A 20,200-nucleotide genomic window follows, 5' to 3' on the forward strand; every position below is an offset into this window, starting at 1 on the left:
CGTAAAGAAAGACACACCCACCGCAGCTTTCATCAGGGCAGGAAAGGCCGGCCTGGAAAGAACCGGCGCAGCCATTGCGGCAAGGCCGCATCCCGCCTCCTGCGCTGCAGCCGCTTGTTTTCGGGCAAGCGCTTCAAAGCCTCATCCAGGCATTCCAGCGCCAAAGCGTCCGCACCGCGCTTCAGATAGCATTCCGCTAGGCATCGCAGGTGCTCGACCTCATCGGGTTCGCGCGTACGCAGGGCCTCAAAAAGCTGCGTTGCCTTTCTGTAATCGCCTGCGGCGAAGGCTTCCCGTGCCTTTTCGCTCAGTTTCCCGGCCGGCAGAATCATCCAGTCGGCGAGGGGACCACCATGCCGCTGGACGCCGGTTTCGAGGAGGAGTTTATGGAGATTCCGATCCTCCGGAAGCCAGCGATAGGCAATCTCAAAGAGGCGATCGGCATCCTCGTAATCTCCCGCCAAACGCACGGCTTTCGCCAGCTCAATGAGCGTACGCGCGGCACCCCTGCCATCGGGAACCCATCGGCGTGCGGTCTCAAAGAGCCGCGCAGCTTCATCACGCTCGCCGGCCGCATGCGCCACCTTGCCCGCTTCGGTCATGGCACGGGACAGGTTTTTGTTGGCAAGCTGCCGCCGGTTGGCAATCGCAAACAGGCGAAGCGCTTCGTCATATTCGCCTTTCTCGCAGGCCGCACTTCCCATACGGATGAATGTATTGATAGCCTTCGTCTCTTCCTGCACCCCCTCACGGCCACCGAAGGAAAAATAGAGCGGTGCCTTGAGAGAAACGTTTCCCGGAACCTGCCCCAGAGCGATGGGAGCTTCGGTCAGTCCGCGGATGACGGAAAAAAGGATACGGTTTGTCGTCCCTCCCGCGCTGGAGGGAACCTGATCGGCAACGCCGAACGAATAGAAATCCTCGGTCAGGTAGCGCAGGAAGCTCAGCCGCCTGTCCTCATCCGGTAAGGAGGCCTCCTTGACAGCCGCGACCAGCGCCTCCCTTTCGGAAACCGTGCCCGCAAGGCCGGGCTGGGCGTAGAAGGCTTCGCCGCAGCAGATCACGGGCTTGCCTTTTGCAAGCGCCGCAAGACCGAGACCGGAGTTGAGAACGACGACCGACGCAGCCAAGTCAATCAGATCGGCCGCTTCCTCGTTCTCCTCCACGAAGAGGACATGCGCCATATCAGGGACGGCGGCGCCTGGCGTGCATTTTGCCACAACGAGATAGGTCTGCGGATCGAGCCCCCCTGCGAGATGAGCGATCCAGTCCTTGAACGCATCAGCACCGCCGCAAGGGCCAGCGAAGGCACGGGCCATTCCGTCATCCAGGTCTTGCATATCCACAAGCACCATCTGCCGCCCGCCGAGACCAAGTCGTTCGGCGAGAGCAGGCCCCGCCGCCTCGGTGTCCTCCGCAAGTGTGGGCTTTTCGCTTTCCAGCCAGTCCAACACCCTCTGCCGGGCAGCCTCGTCCAGAGGCTTGTCCCAACGCGCCGCCGCATACGAGGCACTGTCAGCACAAACCCCTTCTGGATCGAAGAACCAGCTTCCCGGCAGCCCTCCCTGCCCCCAGACAACAAGACGCCGCCCCGCCGCCTTGAGGCCCCTGTACAGGGAGCAGCGATGGTCGTTGCCATAAGGGTCGAGGAAAAAGACCCGAGTAAACCCTTCTGTATCCAGGGTGCGGATCAGCAGGTCGCTATCGGCAAAATCCCCCTCCTGCCGGATCCGATAATGCCCGAAGGCGGGGAAAGCATGCCGTAGCGCCCGGAGGGCCGGAGCGTCTTCCTCGGCAAGGACAAGCGTCTTTTCCCGGGAATGCAGGTCTTCCATGGGCAGGAGCCAGGACGCGCCGGTATCATAGTCTTCCATGATGCCGGAGACGCGCTCCTGGTTTTCCGTCATCGGCGTCACATAGCTCGCATCCTCGCGCTGCGGGTGCCACAAATGAGCCATCTGCAGGCCGCGCTGGAAGACGTCGATGCCATAGAGCGCAAAATAGGCCCGGAACCCTTCATAGTGCTGGATCGCGTTGCGGCGGGTGTTGAGGTAATAATTGCCCGTGCGCGGTCCCTTCGGCCCGTAGCTTGCGAGCCGGTGCAGAAGCTCGAAATCCTCCGCCCCATGGCCAACGAAACTCTTGTCGTGCCCGCCGATCGCCAGGAGATGGTAGCGGCTGGCGACGATCGCCGAGATCGCATAGGTGTGGTTCTGGTAGACCATCCTGTCGTCCCGCATCACCCCGTCATGCAGCAGCGTATCGGCGAAGGCCGCCTCCCTGCGTGCGAAGAGATCCAGGTAGCGCCGGGTGAAATCCTCCGTCATGTAGGCGCCGGGCAAGGCGAAGAAGGTATAGGCATTGTCGGGCATGCCCCGCAGCCGCGTCTCCTCCAGCACGCGCTCATAGCTGCGCGGCGACATGAGAAAATCGATGTCGTGGTAGAGGATCAGCGGCGTTTGCGCATGCTGTGTGCCGATGTCGCGCGCATGTCCGACACTGAAAGGGGCATCGCCCGTTTCCACACGCACCAGCCGCGTTCCCGTCGCGGCGGCAAGATCACGCAGCTCTCCCGCCCTTTCCGCCGGCGTGCCGTAATCGACGATGAGCGGCGCATACCCTTGGGGCAGTGTCGCAATGATCCGGGCGATGCGCTCGGGCTCGTCGTAAAGCCGGTCGGCGGAGAGACGCACGGGAATGACGGCCGTGATGAGCGGTTTTTCGAACAAGACGCGGCCTCCTCTATTTCCGAGCGTCGAACGGATAGAGGATCCGTCCGACGATGCGTGCTTTCAGGGATGTCCTCTCGCGAAAGAAGCGGATCGGATTGGCCCTGTATTTCTCGACGAGCCTCCTGTTGCCGCCCCACCCGATAAGGGGGATGAGGATGAAAGGCAAAAGATGGCGCCAGCCGAGGATGCCATAGGCGCCCCAGGGCCGCCATTCATCCGGCTTGGCATCGCCGAATTCGTTCCGGTATTTTTCCGGGTTTTCAAGGCGTAGCTTCAACCATTCGACGGCCTGCTCGAATGTGGAACGCGCGCCCGTCACCGGCTCGAAATAGGTCGGGTAGCGAAGATAGGCAGCGGCGAAGACCTCTTCCACCGTGCGCCGGCGCGTGCGCCTAGGATTGGGCTGCCGGTCATCTGTAAGGCCCCAGCCCGCGTAGAAGGGACAGCCGAGCACGGTCAGCGGAATGCCACGCAGCAGCGCCTCGAAGCCGCCGAGCGAGGTGATCGCATAGGCCTTGTCGATCGTTTCGAAGGACCGGGCGAGCGGTATCTTTTCCCTGAGGATGCGGCAGAGATGGGCGACCTCCTGCGGATCCGACTGAGCGTCGCGCACGCCGTTCAGGATATCCGGATGCGGCTTGTAGAGGATTTCGGCACCCGGATTTTCCGCGGCGGCGAGCCGCACGAGGTCGTTGTTGCCGAATTTCCGGTCGCATCCATAGAGGATGGAGGCGTCATCCTCGACCTGGCCAATGACGAGCACGCGCGGCTTCGTCTTCTCCCCGAGCAGGTCCGCAAGGGAGAGGCTCGACACCATGTTGTACTTGCTGAGGCCGCCTTCCACGATGAGGCGGATGCCTTCCCTCGCCCGTTCCAGAAGGTCCGGATCGCCGGAAAAATCATGCGTCTCCAGCATCACTTCCAGGTCTGATGGTCCCCGGCTGTCGAAATAGGGCCGGCGGCTGTCAAGCGAGAGCGACAAGGGTGGCGTACGCGCAGCGTTGGGCCGGTTCGACCGCAGAAAACCGTCTTCGATGAAGAAACAGGGGATGCTTCGTTCCCGCACGAAGGTCTCGAGATTGGCCGGCAGATTGTGGCCCCAGATGAAGACCTCCGCCCCCCTCGTCGCCGCGATGCGCGCCATCCATTTGCGCTCAAACGCCTCCGCCGTGACGTTCAGCGGCAGATAGACGAAGCGCCGCTCCGGAAAGAAGGACTGGAAGACAGCCCGCTTCCAGCCGTTCATATGGAGCGCAAAGGTCGGGATTTTCGGTGCGTCGGTCGCCATCGCTCTATCGTCTCCGCATCCGGGCGCAGCGCCGGGATGCGGTCGATCATCCCTCCATCCGGCTTTCCAGAACCGCGTGGATCCGCATCGCCAGTTCGTCCGGCTCGGTTCCGACGGTCTCGAGGTGCACTTCGGGATTTTCGGGCGCTTCATAGGGCGAACTGATGCCCGTAAAATTGGCGAGCTCGCCGCGCAGCGCCTTCTTGTAGAGCCCCTTCGGATCGCGCCGCGCGCATTCCTCGATGGGCGTATCGACAAACACCTCAATGAACTCGCCATCGACCATCAGATCCCTTGCAAGCTGCCGTTCCGAGCGGAAGGGCGAGATGAAGGAGACCAGCACGATGAGACCAGCATCGGTCATCAGCTTGGCGACTTCGGCCACCCGACGGATGTTTTCGACACGGTCCTCGGCGGTGAAGCCGAGATCCTTGTTGAGACCATGGCGGACATTGTCGCCGTCAAGCATGTAGGTATGGCGGCCTTCGGCGTGCAGCAGTTTTTCCAGGTGGTTGGCGACCGTCGACTTGCCGGAGCCGGAAAGTCCGGTGAACCAGACGACCGCGGCTTTCTGGTGCTTCAGGACCGCCCGCGCCGTGCGGTCGACCTCCATCGCCTGCCAGTGCACGTTGTCGGCCCGGCGCAGCCCGAAATCGATCATGCCGGCCCCGACCGTCCGGTTGCTCATCCGGTCGATCAGGACGAAGTTGCCGGTCACGCGGTTGGCGGCGTAGCTGTCGAAAGCGATCGGCGCACGGGTCGAGAAATTGCACACCGCAACGCCGTTCATGTGCAGCGCCTTGGCGGCAAGATGGGCAAAGGTGTTGACGTCGACCTCGTATTTGAGGGCTGTCACCGTCGTCTCGACGCTGTCCGTTTCGGTGCGCAGGATGTAGCTGCGGCCGGGGATCATCGGGTTCGCATCGAACCAGATGACGTGCGCCTGGAACTGGTCGGCAACGGTCGGTCGGTCGTCGGGGGCGACCAGAATGTTGCCGCGCGAGACTTCGAGCTGGTCCTCGAGGACCAATGTCACCGCCTGTCCTTCCACGGCGCGATCGAGCGAACCGTCCTGCGTGACGATCTCCTTGATCCGCGTCGACTGGCCGGATTTGGCGACGATCACCGTGTCACCGACGGCGACGGCGCCGGAGGCGACCTGGCCGGCGAAGCCGCGGAAATCGAGATCCGGGCGGGAAACGTACTGGACCGGGAACCGGAAGGGCTTTTCGCGGCTGGCCTCCTCGACCGGAACCGTTTCGAGATGCTCGAGCAGATGCGGTCCCTGATACCAAGGCGTATTCTCCGAGCGGCGGGTAACGTTGTCGCCGTGACGGGCCGACAGCGGGATCGGCTGGATCGTGGCAAAGCCGAGTGCGCCGGCAAAGGCCCTGAACTCCGCGACGATCTTGTCGAATACCGCCCGGTCGTAGCCGACGAGGTCGATCTTGTTGACGGCGAGCACGATATGCCGGATGCCGAGCAACGAGGCGATATAGGCATGGCGACGGGTCTGCCGCAGGATGCCCTGGCGCGCATCGATCAGCACGACGGCAAGGTCTGCCGTCGAGGCGCCTGTCGCCATATTGCGGGTATATTCCTCATGGCCGGGTGTATCGGCGACGATGAACTTCCGCCGATCGGTGGCAAAGAAGCGATAGGCGACGTCGATGGTGATGCCCTGCTCGCGCTCGGCCTCCAGCCCATCGACCAGCAGCGCAAAATCGATCTCGTCGCCGGCCGTTCCGTGCTTCCTGCTGTCGCGCTCGAGCGCGGCGAGCTGGTCCTCGAAGATCAGCTTGGTGTCGTAGAGCAGGCGGCCGATCAGGGTCGACTTGCCGTCGTCCACCGAGCCGCAGGTGAGGAAACGCAGCAGGGACTTGTTCTCCTGCTCGCGCAGATAATCGGCAATCCCCTTTGCGGAAAGGTCCGAAGCGACGGTCGCCATCAGAAATAACCCTCGCGCTTCTTCTTCTCCATCGAGCCGGCCTCGTCCTTGTCGATCATCCGACCCTGGCGCTCGGAGGTCCGCGCCGTCAGCATTTCCCGCACGATATCCTCCAGCGTCGCCGCATCGGAATCGATCGCACCGGTCAGCGGATAGCAGCCGAGCGTGCGGAAGCGCACGAGGCGGTCCTCGACCGTGTCGGTCTCACCGATCGGCATGCGCTCGTCGTCCACCATGACCAGCATGCCGTTTCTTTCGACGACCGGACGCCGCGCCGCGAAATAGAGCGGCACGATCGGGATGTTCTCCTTCAGGATGTACTGCCAGATATCGAGTTCGGTCCAATTGGAAAGCGGAAAAACGCGGATCGATTCTCCGGGTGCAACACGCGTATTGTAGGTTTTCCACATTTCCGGGCGCTGGTTCTTCGGATCCCAGGCATGGGCGGCGTTGCGGAAAGAAAAGATGCGCTCCTTGGCGCGCGACTTCTCCTCGTCGCGCCTGGCGCCGCCGAAGGCCGCATCGAAACCGTACTTTTCGAGCGCCTGGCGCAGCGCCACCGTCTTCATCACATGGGTGTGGATGCTGGAGCCGTGCGTGAAGGGCGAGATTTGCTGCTCGACACCCTCCGGATTGACATGGACGAGCAGATCGAAGCCGAGTTCGGCCGCCATGCGGTCGCGAAAGGCGATCATGTCCTTGAATTTCCAGGTCGTATCGACATGCAGGAACGGAAAGGGCGGCTTTGCCGGATAGAAGGCCTTCATCGCCAGATGCAGCATGACGGAGGAGTCCTTGCCCACCGAGTAGAGCATGACCGGCTTGGAAAAGGTCGCCGCGACCTCGCGAAAAATATGGATCGCCTCCGCTTCCAGTCGCTGGAGGTGAGTAAGAGACGTCAATGCGTGCTCCGATGGTCCATTGAACATCCCGCTCTCTTTGCACAACGTCCGCACGATAGCAAAAGGCTTTCTGGCGAACCGCTGCTTGGAGACGCCGATCTGCTCTGGCGGAAAAGGCCCCCTGTTGGTTATATCTCGCTACAACATACGCCCTTCCCGACCCCGAGGCCGGAGAGCGGGCCGAAGACAGGACAATCCGGACATGAAGGCTCCCCGCTTCTCCATGATGACACGCGCTGACTTCAGCGACCTGTCTCTGCACGAGAAGAATACCTATCTGCAGACGCTCGCCGATCAATATGCCGACCAGAACGAGCGGGAACGGATCAAGCTCGACAAGGACGCCCTCAGCCGGCTGCGGCGCTACTACAGCCGCCGGGTCTGGGCCGACCTGAAGCTGGAGAACCTCGGTGACAGCAAGATGGACATGCTGCTGTCCCGCCTCGGGGAAGCGATCCGTAACGAATCCATCCAGGCCGACGTCACCGCAGCCCTGATGCAGGAGACGACGCCGAAACGCATCCTGCGCACCGCGCCGCAGGACGACGCCCAGCTGATGTTCTTCGTGCCGACGATCTACGACGCACCGCTGAAGGACGACGTGCACCTCATGGACGTCGCCCCCTTCTCGCTCAGCAAGAAGGCGAACAAGGGCATCATCAAATACGAACTGAAGGACAGCCTCATCACCATCGAAGGCGGCGCAGAAACGGGCCTTGCGACGGTCTTCGACTACGACATCTTCCTCAACATGGTCTCCTATCTCGCCGACGAGGTGAAAAACTATCGCAGCAGCGAGGCAAAGGGCCTTAGGCCAAGCCTGCCGCCGAAGACCTACCGTCCAAGCGCCTCCCACATCCTGAAGTTCTGCCGGCGCTCGGACGGCGGCAAATCCTACGAGGATCTCGAGGCCGCGCTCGACCGGCTCGCCAACACCACGATCAAGATGGTCAACCTCTCCGGCGGCAAGCGCCGCCAGGTCGACAGCCGCCCGATGATCAGCGGTTACAGCGTTGTCAGCCGCACCGGCGCCAACCGCATCGAGACGATCGAGATCAGTATCCCCGACTGGGTCTATACCAGCGTGGTGCGCAACGAGCGGACACTGCCCCTCCTCACCCTTCACCAGGACTACTTCCTGATCAGCTCCGGCCTTGGCCGCTTCATCTACCGCCTGGCGCGCAAGGCCGCCGGCAAGACCGAGGCGATCTACAGCCTGAAAGAGCTCTACAAGCGCAGCGGCTCCACCCAAGAACTGCGAAAGTTCTCCTACGACCTCCGGGAGTTCGTCACCCGCACCCTCGCCTTCCCGATGCCGGAATACGATCTCTCGCTCGAGGACGGCAAGGATGGATCGATGCTGCGCATGCGCTACCGCAACGAAGGCGACCTGCCGCTCTCCCCTCTCCTCGCCGAACTCTAATTTTGTCGTGGCTCCGTACTTGGCCGACGACAAAAATCAACAGCTCGCCGTACATCACCGACGACAAAAATTTGTCTCCGCCCCGTACATTACCGACGACAAAAATTTGTCGGTCTACCGTACATCGCCGACGACAAGTTTCCTCGTGCATCCTCTGAGATAAATGACCAAATTTTGTCGCAAACCGTATTTCGCCGACAATTTTCCGTACATCGCCGACGACAAACCGTACATTACCGACGACAAGCCGTACATCACCGACATCTAACGGAAGTAAGCTATTGTTTAAAAATCAGAAAAACGCACTTTTTGCGTCTAAAACTTATTAAAACTAATAAAACGACCTAAAACGAGGCTGACAGCCTCACTTCAAAAGATAATTCATGATTTTTGTCGGCAAAACTCTCTGAAATGGGTACCGAAAGGTCGTAAAATTTTGGCAGAGCCTCATGGCAAAATTGGATTTTTGGCGCTGTCCTGAATCTTGCTGAATTTAAATGAGGCAATGGATAACTCTTCGCTGAGAAGGGCAACGCCTTCTATACTGCCATGCAATGGCCTTGAGGGCCGAGCAATATGACAGCTGCCTCCCCAAGGCAGCAATGATACGAGGCACAAGATGAACCAGGAACAGACAAGCGAACCGGAAAAGAGCTGGCGCTTCCTCTGGGAAATGAAGATCGCCGCCCAATCGGTTTCAGAAGTGTATGTCAGCCTCGACGTTCTGGGCGGGCACTATGTGAAGATTGCGCCCAAGGATTTCCTGGATGCGATAAACGATATGCAAGGGGTCAGCGATACGCACCCTCATCCCCGGCGATTTCAGTTCACCATGGAACGGGATATCCTTTGGGTCCATTCCTCGATGCCGCCAAAGAATGGGCCGCCTGCGCAAAATGAAGGCCAGCAGCAGGAAAGCTCTGTCCCACTGCAAAGCTGAGAGCGCGGCTAGAAATCAAAATATTCAGAAGGACAAACGCCGCCCCTATGGGGCGGCGCTTCCGTTTTATGGTGCGCTTACAGAACGAAGTAATCCTTCAGGAAGGTCGTGCTGCCAGCCACCTGGATGGCAAAATCCGCATTTCCGTCGCCATCGACATCCCCATAGATGAAGGTGTCGGACGCCGTCTTCTCGATGCGAAGCTCACCGCCTGTCTTGGAGAACTGCTCCGAACCGACGAAGGAGAAGGCCTGGTCACCAGAAACCTTGCCATTGGCGTCGATGCCTGAAAGGTCGATACGATCACCGGCCTTACCGTTGAAATCGAGGATCGTGTCGCGACCGGATGTCTCTACCGTCGAGTTGGCGAGCGTGTTGAAGACGAATACATCCTTACCTGCGCCGCCGGAGAGCAGATCGGCACCATTGCCACCTACCAGCCGGTCGTTTCCAGCACCACCAGAAATGGCGTCGTTGCCGTCGCCTCCACGGAGCTTGTCGTTCCCCGCGCCACCTTCGACCTGGTCATTTCCGGTCCCGCCATAGATGTCGTCGTTGCCTTCACCGCCATAGAGCTCGTCATTGCCCGTGCCGCCGTAAAGAATGTCCTTACCAGCGCCGCCATAGATGACATCCTTGCCGGTTCCACCGAAGAGCTGGTCGTTGTCGGCGCCGCCGAAAAGTTCGTCATTGCCCGTGCCGCCGTAGAGAACATCTTTGCCCGCGCCGCCATAGAGCTGATCGTTGCCGGTTCCGCCAAAGAGCTGGTCACTCCCCTCTCCGCCGTTCAGAACATCGTGGCCGCCTTGACCGAAGAGCTTGTCATTGCCGGCGTGGCCGAGAATCCGGTCGGAGCGGCTGGTGCCCGGAAGGGAGTCGTTTCCGGCTGTCCCCTCGATGATATCGGAGACCTCGGGTTCGCCGATCGTGACGGTCCCGTCAGAGAATTTCAGCTTCTCGATGCCTTTGATCGTATCGACGCCGTCACTGCTGCCGGTGCGCTTGTCCGTCACCGTCCAGGTGCCGTCCTTGTTCTCGACCCAGGTGTAGTCGGCTTTTGCACCGTTCAGCACGAATGTGTCATCGCCGAGACCGCCATCGATCTTGTCATTGCCGCCATTGCCCTTCACCGTATCGTTGAAGCGTGTGCCGACATAGGTGTCAGCGCCACTCGAACCGACGACGTTCTGGGCATATTGCTTCAGGTATTGCAGGTAGAGTGCCAAATCTGCTGTCGTAGCACTGTTGCCGGCCATATGGACTTTCGAGAACAGGCTGAGAGCTTCGCTGCCGGCACTGTTGGTGAGATCGAGCCCGCTGATGCGAAGCTGTACGCTCCCCCCGGTAAAGGCATTGTTGGTGCCGAACGAACCGGTTCCGCGGGTGCCGTACTCGACGGAATCGATCTTGCCCGTGATCTTGTGGGTCGCCATGTCATATTCGAAAGCACCAAAGGCCAGCGCATATTTTGAGGTAGACTGTGAGCCGTAGCTGAAGAACATTTCCTTGTTGTTGTTGTTCAGCCCCGGGTAACCTTCAAGGGTGGCACCCTTAAGGAACTGGCTGACCAGGAAGGCGTCGAAATCGATACCGGCCGAGCCGGAACCGTCGAGTGTCACCGTTCCGCGCGACTGGTCCGTTCCGTCTGCGACATCGCCGACCTTGACCGTGAAGGTTTTTGTCTCGGTATTGGTCCCATCAGAAACCTTGACCGTCACGTCATGGCTTGTCGCCGTTTCGTAGTCGAGCGTGCCATTGACGAGGAGCTTCCACTGGCTTCCGTCCTGGACGAGCTTGAATTTGCCGCCGGCATCATCGCTGAGCTGATAGGTCAGCGTTTTATTTTCGGGATTGGTTGCCGCGAAGGTGCCGACGACCGTGCCGATCGCGGCATCTTCATCGACCGTCTCTTTGGAAAGTGTCAGGTCCGTTGGCTCATAGACGTCGGTGACGTTGATCGTGAGGGTCTTTTCCGTCGTGTTGACGCCATCGAAGGCTCCGACCTTTACGCTATAGGTGCGGGGGCCTGTTTCGTAGTCGAGCGTGCCGTTGACTGCGAGCTTCCACTGGCTTCCGTCCTGGACAAGCTTGAACTTGCCGCTGTCGTCCGTCAGCGTATAGGTCAAAGTCTTGCCTTCCGGATCACTTGAGGAAAGCGTCCCGACGACCGTGTTGAGGGCGGAGTTCTCGGCTATACTCGTGCCGGAAAGTGTTGGCGCGGACGGCGCCTCGTCGATATCCGCGACATTGATCGTGAAGGTCTCGGTAGACTCCTTCTCGCCATCGGAGACCTTGATCGTCACACTGTGGGTCGTCTTCGTTTCAAAGTCGAGTGCACCGCCGATCACCAGTTTCGTTTCTCCGCCTTCTGTGACGACGCGGAACTTCTTGTCGGCATCATTGGTGATCGTATAGGTCAACGGCCGGTTTTCCGGGTCCGTCGCCGAAAGAGTTCCGACGACTGTGTTCACCTTCACGTTTTCAAGCGGGTTCGGGGTCGCGTTCGTCAGGATAGGCGTAGTTGGAGCATCGTTATCCACCGTACCGCCTACGGTGAGGGTCAAAACCTTTTCGAATGAGTTCCCGGCCTTGTCAGTGACGCGGACGGTCACGTTTTGGCCGTTTACCGTTGTCAGACCCTTCGCAAGTTTTATCTCTGAGCCTTCAATGAAAAACAGTCCGCCCGCATCATCGAGCAGTTGGAAGGTAAAGGTCTCGTTTGTATCTACAAGATCTACTGCAGAAAGCGTTCCGATCGTGTCTCCAACCTTGACAGTTGACCAGTTTACACCGGCCTGATCCAATTCCAGATCGGTCGGCGCGCGGTTTTCGTTGTCGGTGGCCTTGCTGAGATCGAGGGTCAAGTCGGAAAACCGGACGAATTCAACATTCGTCAGTGTGTCCGTACCCTCGGCGCCTGTTACCGACCAAACGCCATTCGGACCTTCAGTCAGAGTGTAGCTCGAACGGTTGCCGGAATAGACGGCAGTGTCGTCGCCAAGTCCCCCATCTATTGTATCGTTCCCATTCTTGCCTTCGATCGTGTCGTTGTTGCCCGTGCCTGTATAGGTATCGTCTCCGGCAGAGCCAACGAAGTGTTGAGCGTAGGAAGCGAGCAGGTCGTTTATCGCCTTGCTTGCTGTTTCCCCGCCGGCAAGAAGCGCGTCATAGAGCGAATGGAGAGCATTGACATTGAGTGGCATCGTGCTTGTAGGGCCCGTGCCAGGCTTTACGTGAAGATCAAGGCCCGTAATCTTGAGCGTCTCGACAAGGCCGGCCAGAGGATCGGTTTGTGGGTCGCCTGTACCTGGCTTGGTGCTCGGCCCCCAGGAACCAAATGTCAGGCTATCGACGTAACCAGATATGCCATGGCCGTAGAAACTACCGTAATGAATGCCGTCGTAAGAGATTTCTTCGCCGCCGAGGACGATGCGATCAACTGTCTCTGTACCGCTCTTCTGGTATCTGAAGGCAAGTTGGTCGCCGTTCATGTAATACGTGCTGCCATAGGCAGAATCTGCCGTACCGCCATAGAAATTATAGGCACCACTCCTTCCGATTTTTGCGAGATCGGTGAGGTATTGGCTAACAAAAGTCGTGAAATTCACTCCGCTTGTGCTGGAGCTTGCATCTATCTTAATCGTCTTCGGAAGTTGTGCCATTTCTGATCTTTCCCAACACTGAAACGCGCGCCGATCTCCGTCCGGGAGGCGCGGTTACAAACTGATCGAGGCAATTGGCTTGAGTGTTCTTCAGCTTGCCCGACAGTGGAGTCCGGTGCGAATGGGCTTGATGGGGTGGCGGAAGGTGCGTGTGAATGTGTCCTGCATAATATGCAGCCTTCCGAACAACCGAAGAGGGTCACGCGGCGCACGGGGATACCCGCTGTACGGACGCTTTAACGACCCGAATTTAAGGGATGGCTATTGCTAGCACGCTTTCGAAAGCAAATAAATATTATGATTACAAAAGTCAACATTAACCGGGCGGCACTCTGGCCCGGCAATTTGCTCTTCGATTGCGTTTGTTATCCAGTTCGCCTTGATTACCCTGGAAAGAGAAGTCGACCAAGGGTTCGATAGGCTGGCTTGCGCAGCGACTGGAAGAACTCGACCGGGCCGGCGTCGAATTTGCGCTGAGCGGTCGGAGAGCAGAAACGACCGATAAAAAACCGTACGACAGGGACCAGGGGACGGCGCAGGCGGCTGATCTTCTTGGGTTTCTTCACTGGTACGGGCCGTATCACGCTGGCGCGGGCAGCCAGGTAGCTTCGTTTGCCGAAGGGAGCGAGCTGCCGCAGGCGGCCGAGAGCGATCTCGTGCTCCTTCCAGCGCAGCATCGTGATCATGATATCCCTGTAGCCGTGGCTCTTGCGGCTTTCGAACTCGACGATGTGGTCGGTTGCGATGAACTCGGAATATTTGCGCAGGGTGAACCAGGCGGCGATCTTTTGGACAAGGGCGTCATCCGGCGCACGCACGGCACCCGCTTTGAAACGGGCGACCCCTTCCTCTGCAGACGTTGCGTGAAAGCCCGCGCCTGAGAGCCTGTAGAAGGCATTTCCGAGCGTCATTGTGGGTTTGCCGTGCAGTAGCGACAGAAGCCCGACGCCGGAATTGTAGCACAGCACGACGTCGGCATGGTCGATGAGGAAATGGATATTGTCGGCGCGGTCGGCGATGACGACGTTTTCGGTGCGCGGAAGGGCGTCCAGCTTCGAAAGCGGGTGCGGCTTGATGACGAACGTCATGTCAGGATTGCTCTCGACAAGGCGCGGCAGGCTGGCAGCAAAATCGTGGTAGCTTTGCTCTCCCTTGAGGAACTGGGTGACGGCCATGTCGTCGTCGAGCTGGAGCGGGATCAGGCAGACCGGTTTTTCGGGCTTTTTCGCCCCCTCGTATTTTTCGGCGGTGGCAGCGTAACCGTCCATCGCTTCCAGCGTCATCGATCCTTCGCGCAGGCGCTCGATATAGGTCTGTGCAGCGGCAAGTTCAGCCGGGGAGAACGCGTCGCGATCGAACGCTGCCTGGGAGTAGGATGGGGCGGCATAGGAGACGTCCTCGGCATAGTAGACGGTGTTCGGCAAAGCCCCGCGTTCGATGACCACCACTTCCCTGCCCAGCTGCCGTGCGAGCGTGACAGCGCCTGAAAAGCGGCTGTGGCTCTTCATGTAGGGGTTGAAGATGGCAATGCCGTCGAGCGTGCCGTCCGTCAATCCGCTCGTCAGCGTGGCGATATCCTCGTCCGCCTCACCGAAAACGGGGACAAGCTCGAAACCGGCAAGGCGCAGTGGAAGGAAATAACCCCAGTGATGGCGGTTCTTGCAGATGCAGGCGAGTTTCTTTGCGCGGGGCAGGAAGTCCACCTCCAGCAGCTGCTCGTCCTTGCCGACATAGACCTCGGTCGCTTCTGAAAAGCGGCTGCGCTTCCAGTCGTTGTTCTTGTACCAGTCGGATCCCTTGTCCTTCGGGTGCCAGAGGTGGAAGGTCTTCAGACCCAGGGATTCGGCCGGCAAGGCAAGCGCCTCGAACAACTGGCGAAAACCGCTATAGGTTCTTTGGTGGAAGAAGGAGGCCTTGCCTGGGCCGAAACGATCTTCGGTTGGCTCCGATGGCATGGGAAGGTGCTTGGCATGCTGACCGTAGCGCAGCAGGAACTCGAAATCCTCCGATCCATGTCCCCGAAAACTGGAATCGTAGCCACCGAGATAGGAAAACAGCTTGGAGCCGATCAGGAAGACATTGCTGTAGGGGGCAATGAATTGCCCCTCCTTCGGCTCGAAGTTCTCGAAATAACTGTAGAAGGACAGTTTCTTCAGATAGTCCGATCGTGCATCGAGATCGGCAAGCGAGAAGAAGCCGTCAGTCTTCGGTTCGGAAAGATGAAAGGCGGGAATGTTGAGGACGAGGTCGAAGAGACGGGTGGCCTCGATGGCGTTGATGATGTCGACAAGCCTGCCGAAATGGTCCCTCTCACTGAAGAAGTCGGGATCGGCAAAATAGATGAAGGGCGTATCGGCCGCCGCAAATCCGGCATTCCGTGCCGTCGAAAGGGAGAAGACGCCGGTGTCGTCGACATGGACATAGGTGTATCCCTTGTCTTCGCAAACCGCCTGGATTCGGGCAGCGTGGGGCGCGGGTGAGCCGAAATCGACGATGACGATTTTGGGAGCGGGCGCATAGTATTCCCCCATCAGCGCGATGCGATCGATCACCCAGGGGTTCGCATCATGCCAGCGCACGCAAAGCACCATGGAAATGTCTGAGGTACCGATGGGATTGCGCGGATCGGGATGCACGCCTTGCACTTTCTGCGGGGAGATGGTCGGAGCCGGTGAGAAAACTGGCAGTTCCATGCACTTCATTCCGTGTTCATTTAAAGGCCGCGCATCTTGGGATGCGCCGCACTTACCATAAGCCCCGGCTTTCTGGAAACCGGCTCGTGTGGAACCGTGCTCAAGTCGTCATAATGTTCTAATGCTGAGGGGGCGATTGACCGCTGGCCGAACCCGATAACTCTTATGGCGTGCTGTTCCTGCACTTGCCCCGTGATCGCAAGATCGTTCACAGAGGCCTGCTCGCGTCGAAGGCTAGCCGTCCTTCACGAAAATGAGCCGGCAAAGATATGGATCTTCGCCGAGATGGGGCGAGAAACCGGTCCCCTCCTCCCGCTCGACGACTTGGAAGCCGAGTTCCGTCATCTGCCGTTCAATAGCTTCCGGCCGCATGAAGCGGCGCCCGTCCAGCTTTCTGTTCTTCTTCAGGGGTTCATCCTGATCGGTCCGGAATTCAAAGGCGACGGTGTCCCCCGCCTGCAGTTCACGTGCGGCGCATTCGAGAAACTGGTCCTGTTGTATGCGCGTGATCGCATGGAGCAGGAACCGGGCGTATAGCGTGAGCCCTCCTTTGTTCCGGGGTGGCCTTGCCGCACGCAGGAGGCTTTCGAGCGTTTCTGGATCCGTTATGTCTCCGTGCACAAAGGACAGGGTCGGCCGCCGGCGGAAGAGATTTAGCAGAAAATGGAGAGCGCCTTTTGGTGGTGGCGGCACACGGACCGTGGCCGCCTCGATTGCGACACTGCAATTGTCGATTCCGATCACGGTCGGCCTTATCGCCGCCAGGGAGAAGCTGTCCCGACCGTCTCCGCATCCGATATCGACGACATTGCGCCGCAAGTAGCCTGAGCGGGAAACGAACCCTTCAAAGGATGAGGGGGGAAGAACCTTGGGGTTGTGGCAATAATAATCCGTCCAGTAGATCTTCCAGCGATGATAAGGCCTAGCATAGCCCTGCGGAAACTTCTCCGTCCTGTCGAGGTTCCAGTTGTGGCCGGGATTGGGGGTCTTCCAGTGAGGGCCGTAGATATACTCGACAAGCGCTTCCGTATTGGCAACGGCCGCGACCTTGCGGCTGGCGAGATCGATATCGACATGGCCCCGGAAGTCGCTTTTCATGAAGGGTTTTACACCACAGACTCCAAAGGGCAGCAGGAGCTTTCCGGTCTCGTCAAAATAGGTATGGAAGATGTCGATTGTAACATTGGTTTTCGGATCGGTCACCCAGATGCAGGATAGTTTGCATGCGACGCGATAACCATGGCGTGACAGGGCTTCGGCGATCTCGACGACTTCCGCCACCACCTTGTCCGGATCCGTATGGTTCGAGATGTAGCCCGCGTCGAAATCGTGGTCGTGCCCGATGAAGTTGCTGTTGCGATAGGCCCCAAGCAGCGTGCCGTACAGGACAAAAAGTTTCAGGCCTTTCGTTGCCAGAATGGCGGACATACCGTCAAACAGCGCGAACATGTTGTTCTGCCAGACTGTATCGACAGTTTTCGAAAGCTGCAGTTTGCCTTTCTCGTTGAAGACGTGGCCGGCTTCCAGCTTCTGCTTGAGATCCTCGAGAGTGAACTTCGGAATGCCCGCAAAATCAGACGTCGGTAGGTCCACGAAAACATCGCCTGCCCGGATCTGTAGCCGGGCCTGACTGTCGATGTAGGACCAGACGGAGGAAAGGTTGAAGCGGAACTTCTGCCCGCCCTGGTCCGGTGCGGGTATGCCCCAATTGCCGGCAAGCGGGATGCTGTCGGCCAGCAGTTGCAGTTTTACCGGACGCTCTCCAGCCTCCCGGAGGAGGCCGGAGATGATGGCCGGGCCGAAATCCAGTATGTCGATCTGCACGGCTCGGCTCCTGCTGGAGCATTTCCAGCCGAACCGATATCGGTCCGGCGCTGGAGAATGCGGTAGAAACGAAAATTCAGAACAATTTTGCTGATGAGGTCTGTTCTAAGTCCTGCGCATCAATACCCGGGCGATGTGCGCGTCGTCGTTGCGATACTTCGCGTAGCCGAAGCCTTCCGTGAAATAGACCGGCGAGAAGCCGAATTTCGCAGAGCGGGACAGGAAGTCGAGCGGCGGAATGAACCGGCGGTAGTGGCTGTCGGTGACTTTCGTCTGCTGAGCGTCCCGGTCGGTTCTGAACTCGATCGCCAGGAGGTCGAGATTGGTAAGGCTCGCCGCCGTCTTGAGGAAGGCCAGCTCGGCTTCTTCCGGGATCGCATGCAGGAAGAAGCGGGCGTAAACGACGATCCGCCCCGTGGTTTCTGCCGAAATCTTCGCCGACAGTTCCGGGTCATCGACGCTGCAGCACAGGAAGGATGCCCGGTTGATGCCCCGTTCCTCTGCCGTGCGCTGGCAGAGCGAGACGGCGGCCGAGGAGGCATCGACGCCGAGAACGTTGAAACCGGCATTTGCGAAAAAGAGGCTGTCCCGCCCGCTTCCGCAGCCGATATCGACGACGGTCGAGTCTGCCGCTACTTCCAATGCGACGAAGGCTGCGAACTGCGATGGAATATTGGGAACCGGAGATGTCCGCGCACCGTAGTATCGGTTCCAGTATTCCGCTGTGGTTTCGGTCATAAATAGTTTCCCAGAAGGTTCTTGCCTATTGAAAGGGTGCAGTTGGCAGGTTTGATCAGAGGGTCATTCGAACCTCTCTTCTCCAGCATTTTACGGCTGAGTGGAAGCACCTTTGTCACAGAACTGTAACAGAAAATCGATAGGACGACGGCCCGCCTGCGAGGCGTTGCCGAGCGAGTTCATGCGTGCAAGGTCATGTGGGCGGCTTGCTAAAAGAGGTGACGCTGCCGCCCTGCCCCGCTATATCGCGCGGCGTTGACTGGTTCGTTCTTGGAAGTGGTGGGGATCAAGTGCTTTATCTTTTGGCAGGCAATGGGGCACCCAATTTTGGCGACGAGCTGCTCGTCCAGTACTGGCTGAGGTTCTACCGGGAGCTTGGCTATGACGGACCGATCACCGTGGATGGTAAGGGCGCATCGGCGACGGCTGCGCTGTTGCGCAACTTTGCAAATGTAGATTACGTCAAGACCATTCCGCGGCATGCCGACGGGGTGCAGGGCTCCTATGCGGGTTTCTACGAGCAGGGCGTGGAATATGCCCGTGCCAACCTTGCCAAATTCAAAGGCGTTCGCGGCTTCCATTTCCTCGGAGGCGGATATGCCTGCGCCAACTGGAAGAACGCGACGCGGTTGTTGGGTGCCGTCGTGGAGATCGGCCGCTGTCTGTCCGTTCCGGTTGTTGCGACCGGTCTGGGTATCGCCCCTTTCAAGAAGGTCTACCCTGTCGGCGCTGCGGCCTGGCGGAACATCGTCGAGGGATGCCAGATCTTCGAATGCCGGGACACAGCAAGTATCGAGGCTCTGCAATCCATCATCGGGGACTCCCCTTCCCTGACGGAGGGATTGGACGACGCATTCCTCTATCCCGTCCAGACCACCCGGCATTCAGGGCGGTGGCTGCATCTTTCCGGCTTTAGTGCAAAGTCCGTGCTCGGGCCGACGGGCGAGGAAGGGCCGAAACTGTTCGACCAGTTTGACAAGGTCGTGTTTTGGGCCTGCTCGAACGGAGACGCAGAACTGTACCAGGCGGTGGCCACGCAGTTTCCGCAGGTCGAGATGCTGGACAATGACCGTCTTTTGAACACGGGTCTGCCACTGGAGGCCGACGACTTCATGCTGACGGGGCGGTTCCATCCCCATCTTCAGGCGGCACGGGTCGGCTTGACGGGCTATTATACCGCGCAGTCCGACTTCTATCGCATGAAGCACGGTTTGGTAACGGAACTCGGCTCGAACTTCCGTCGATTGCGGGGTAGCCTCGAAATCTTCACGATGCCGGAGTGCGAAATCCGGCATCGGGATAAGGACCGCGTGGAACAGAAGAGGAAGGTTGCTATGCGGGTGGCGAACCTTATTGGGCTCGTATAGTCCGCAGGGTCATCGCAGCCTTCCCTATTGGCAACTTATCCGGCCGGTGTGATCTAACCTGATAGCTGGTTTACACTCACAGGAACCAATCGGGTTTGACATCTTCAAGTGCGATGCCAAGCAGTGTCACGCTTCCGCCGCCGGACAATTCAAGCACGGTATCGCCATCTGTATTTTCGACGGCAGTGTAGGCTTGTCCTTTGAGCTGGATGAGATCGTGGCCTGCCTCGAAGCCGCGAATGACATCATCGCCATCCTTCTTTCCGAAGACGAAGGTGTCAACACCGCCGCCACCGGAAAGCTCGTCGTCGCCCAGGCCGCCGTCGAGCACGTCCTTCCCCGCGCCGCCGAAGAGCGAGTCGTTGCCTCTGTTTCCGAACAATTTGTCATTGCCGAGGCCGCCGGAAAGCTTGTCGTTGCCTGCGTCGCCATAAAGTTCGTCGTTGCCGCGTCCGCCATTCAACACATCATTGCCGTTCGCACCCTTTAAGAAGTCGTTGCCGGCGCCACCTTTGAGGGTGTCTCTTCCAGAGCCGCCAGATGCGATGTCATTTCCATCACCACCAAAGATACTGTCGTTGCCTTGTTCGCCGTAGAGCGCGTCTGATACCAACGAGCGCTGACGGCGACTCGTGGAGGGTTCCCAAATCATCGAATTTCTGACTCCCTGTGCCGAACGGAGG

12 protein-coding genes are annotated in these 20,200 nt (G+C 59.0%); 3 read left to right on the plus strand and 9 right to left on the minus strand.

The annotated features are described in order from the left end of the window. Positions 1–32 precede the first annotated feature (32 nt). Genes EXZ48_RS30825 through cysD form a run of 4 tightly spaced genes read right to left on the minus strand, consistent with a single transcriptional unit; the run spans position 33 to position 6,870 of the window. The gene (locus tag EXZ48_RS30825; protein WP_130520782.1) at positions 33–2,729 is read right to left on the minus strand and encodes a tetratricopeptide repeat protein; all 2,697 of its coding nucleotides are present in this window, start codon (positions 2,727–2,729) and stop codon (positions 33–35) included. A 13-nt stretch (positions 2,730–2,742) separates the two neighbouring features. Then, a complete protein-coding gene (locus tag EXZ48_RS30830; protein WP_130520784.1) occupies positions 2,743–4,020 on the minus strand; it encodes a capsular polysaccharide biosynthesis protein in 1,278 nt (425 codons plus the stop codon). 46 nt (positions 4,021–4,066) lie between these two features. After that, a complete protein-coding gene (cysN, locus tag EXZ48_RS30835) occupies positions 4,067–5,968 on the minus strand; it encodes a sulfate adenylyltransferase subunit CysN (protein WP_130520786.1) in 1,902 nt (633 codons plus the stop codon). After that, positions 5,968–6,870, minus strand: coding sequence for a sulfate adenylyltransferase subunit CysD (gene cysD / locus EXZ48_RS30840; RefSeq protein WP_245462407.1), 903 nt, complete (start codon positions 6,868–6,870; stop codon positions 5,968–5,970). The genes cysN and cysD overlap by 1 nt, the downstream gene beginning before the upstream one ends. Before the next feature lie 202 nt (positions 6,871–7,072). Between cysD and EXZ48_RS30845 the strand changes: the two genes are divergently transcribed. Continuing rightward, positions 7,073–8,293: a replication initiator protein A gene (locus EXZ48_RS30845; protein WP_165909478.1), complete on the plus strand. Its 1,221-nt coding sequence runs from the start codon at positions 7,073–7,075 to the stop codon at positions 8,291–8,293. A 619-nt stretch (positions 8,294–8,912) separates the two neighbouring features. Beyond that, positions 8,913–9,233 carry a hypothetical protein gene (locus EXZ48_RS30850; RefSeq protein WP_130520789.1) on the plus strand — a complete coding sequence of 107 codons (321 nt, stop codon included), beginning with the start codon at positions 8,913–8,915 and terminating at the stop codon, positions 9,231–9,233. A gap of 77 nt (positions 9,234–9,310) precedes the next feature. On the opposite strand, the gene EXZ48_RS30855 is transcribed toward EXZ48_RS30850, so the two are convergent. The 4 genes from EXZ48_RS30855 to EXZ48_RS30870 form a co-directional block, all read right to left on the minus strand. Continuing rightward, positions 9,311–12,895 (minus strand): cadherin domain-containing protein, encoded by a 3,585-nt coding sequence (locus tag EXZ48_RS30855; RefSeq protein WP_130520791.1) that lies wholly within the window; start codon positions 12,893–12,895, stop codon positions 9,311–9,313. Between the two features lie 383 nt (positions 12,896–13,278). Beyond that, entirely contained in the window at positions 13,279–15,588 is a 2,310-nt protein-coding gene (locus EXZ48_RS30860) for a glycosyltransferase (RefSeq protein ID WP_165909479.1), read from the minus strand. Positions 15,589–15,822: 234 nt separating this feature from the next. Beyond that, positions 15,823–17,412, minus strand: coding sequence for a class I SAM-dependent methyltransferase (locus EXZ48_RS30865; RefSeq protein WP_130520795.1), 1,590 nt, complete (start codon positions 17,410–17,412; stop codon positions 15,823–15,825). A gap of 105 nt (positions 17,413–17,517) precedes the next feature. After that, entirely contained in the window at positions 17,518–18,150 is a 633-nt protein-coding gene (locus EXZ48_RS30870; RefSeq protein WP_130520797.1) for a bifunctional 2-polyprenyl-6-hydroxyphenol methylase/3-demethylubiquinol 3-O-methyltransferase UbiG, read from the minus strand. A gap of 185 nt (positions 18,151–18,335) precedes the next feature. Between EXZ48_RS30870 and EXZ48_RS30875 the strand changes: the two genes are divergently transcribed. Then, positions 18,336–19,517 (plus strand): hypothetical protein, encoded by a 1,182-nt coding sequence (locus EXZ48_RS30875; RefSeq protein WP_130520798.1) that lies wholly within the window; start codon positions 18,336–18,338, stop codon positions 19,515–19,517. Positions 19,518–19,593: 76 nt separating this feature from the next. Here the strand turns inward: EXZ48_RS30875 and EXZ48_RS30880 are convergent. Next, positions 19,594–20,200, minus strand: a 607-nt coding sequence (locus EXZ48_RS30880; protein WP_207900551.1) for a calcium-binding protein, incomplete at its 5' end; no start/stop codon positions are given.

The organism is Shinella sp. JR1-6 (assembly GCF_004284735.1).
Lineage (GTDB): Bacteria > Pseudomonadota > Alphaproteobacteria > Rhizobiales > Rhizobiaceae > Shinella.